This window comes from Bacillus sp. AFS017336, from assembly GCF_002555445.1.
Lineage (GTDB): Bacteria > Bacillota > Bacilli > Bacillales > Bacillaceae_G > Gottfriedia.
The window spans coordinates 1-1,933 of sequence record NZ_NUCO01000054.1; the positions used below are offsets into that span (position 1 = coordinate 1).

Below are 1,933 nucleotides of genomic sequence, written 5' to 3' on the forward strand. Positions count from 1 at the left end.
TTGATTTTACCCTTATTCTATTTTCGAATAGGGGTTTTTAATTTTATAAGACATAAATAAAGTCAGATTCTATCAAGAGAATCTGACTAATTTTAGTTAATTATGCTTTTTTTACATTAGTTGCTTGTGGTCCGCGTTGTCCTTTTTCTACTTCAAACGTAACTGCTTGACCTTCATCTAATGATTTGAAACCATCAGTTTGAATTGCTGAAAAGTGAACGAATACATCGTCACCATTTTCACGCTCGATGAATCCAAAACCTTTTTCTGCATTAAACCATTTTACTTTACCATGTTCCATTTTTGTTTCCTCCTAGTGCGATTTACACACATTAATATTTCTATATTAACATAATAGTTAGTGATAATCAAATTACCCTAAATAAAAGGACATTCCTAATTTATATAACTAATTAATAAAACCTACTTATGCAACTAACGCATTAGTTAGTTCAATATCAAATATATTTATTTAGTAATAAAATTATCCCCTGCAAAATGAAATAAATAAAACCTCGGACACTCAATAGGGTTTCCGAGGTTTTTTATGAATATTTTTCAAATTAAATTTCAATAATTGCCTTATCACTAATAATTCTTTGACGAATTTCTTCACATAGTTCAATTATTCTTTGAGTTTTGTCTTCCCCTTCATATTTCATTGTTAATACATAAAACACTGTATGATCTCTTAACTTTAAAAACGCAGATATTCTATTATACCATTCATCCTCTAGTAGAAATTCCGTTTCATATCCTTTTTTAAATACTTCTAGTTGTTTTCGTGCAAATTGTGACTTTTCTTCAATTGAATCCTTACTTACCCAAGCAGAATAATACAATACGATTGCGATATCGGAAATAAAATAATTATAATGTAGATCATCAAAATCAAAAGCCGTAATTTTGCCCTCTTCATTTATGAAGAAGTTCTGAAAATGTAAATCACTATGAATCAAACCATATGAATCATCTTTTCTCTCGTAACCTTGTATTTCTTCCATAAGTCTTTTTGTATATAGACCAAGCTCTTCATGTTTTAGCATTCCATTTACGTACGCATTTTCAGACAAATGTTCTCTGTTTGTTGTTTTTGGGTAATTTACTGTTAAAGCGTGTAGCTTTCCAATTGTCTTCCCCCAAGCATACATCAAATCATCATTCCACTCATTTGGATTCATCCGGTCTACTAATTTTCCTTCTGCGAATTCAAACATTGAAGCAAAGAAGCTCGTCCCATCACTAGCAATGTGCTCTTCAACCAAATTCCCATGTAATGAAACTAATGACCCAGCCACGTTCGCATCGTTTTCACTTACAAATTTTACAAACATTAACTCTGCTTCAATTTCTTCCTTTAAACGATGAGAAGAATGAGTTAAACGTAATACTTTCGGAATTCCGTCCTTTGTATATCCTTTAAATATATAGTTTTCAAAATCACCGAGTGGCTTTTCATCGACGGTTATCCCAAATTGTGAAGCTGCATTTAGTAAAATTTCTTTCTTAAAAACTCGTTCAACAGCTTGCTCCATAATATTATCCTCCGTAAAGTTAATAACATTTTCCATCAATACTTAATTCTATTTCTTTACAATCCGTTTAAGTCCTTCATTTTCGAATTGACTTTTCTTTATTCATTTAGTATTTCACACAAAATTAAGTGGACAGGTATATATTACTACTGGTTTTATTCAGATTATTAGATTGCAATCTAAACTGTCATTTAGTGCAAAAACAAATCGACTAAATAGTCGATCAGTCTGTAGAACTAACGCATGCTTTAGTTGAATAAGACTTACTAAAGTTTAACTCTTTTAAAATGTTCGACTGTCGGAAACGGGTCATAAAAATGATGTAATTGCTTTTTCCATTCTTGATACTCGTTAGATTGCCTAAATGCGACTGTATGATCTTCTAATGTTTCCCAATG

The 1,933-nt window shown here is 31.0% G+C and carries 2 protein-coding genes and 1 pseudogene; all 3 read right to left on the minus strand.

The genetic code is table 11. From position 1 onward, the window contains the following. Positions 1–100: 100 nt before the first annotated feature. Positions 101–301, minus strand: a complete 201-nt coding sequence (locus CN601_RS21800) for a cold-shock protein (RefSeq protein WP_098120689.1) — start codon at positions 299–301, stop codon at positions 101–103. A gap of 262 nt (positions 302–563) precedes the next feature. Further along, positions 564–1,535, minus strand: a complete 972-nt coding sequence (locus CN601_RS21805) for a phosphotransferase enzyme family protein (RefSeq protein WP_098172347.1) — start codon at positions 1,533–1,535, stop codon at positions 564–566. A gap of 266 nt (positions 1,536–1,801) precedes the next feature. After that, a pseudogene (locus CN601_RS21810) lies at positions 1,802–1,933 on the minus strand (antibiotic biosynthesis monooxygenase); the annotation flags it as partial.

Bases quoted from the DNA above. Each gene is read 5' to 3' on its own strand.
- CN601_RS21800 (WP_098120689.1), bottom strand. From the start codon at position 301: ATGGAACATGGTAAAGTAAAATGGTTTAATGCAGAAAAAGGTTTTGGA.
- CN601_RS21805 (WP_098172347.1), bottom strand. From the start codon at position 1,535: ATGGAGCAAGCTGTTGAACGAGTTTTTAAGAAAGAAATTTTACTAAAT.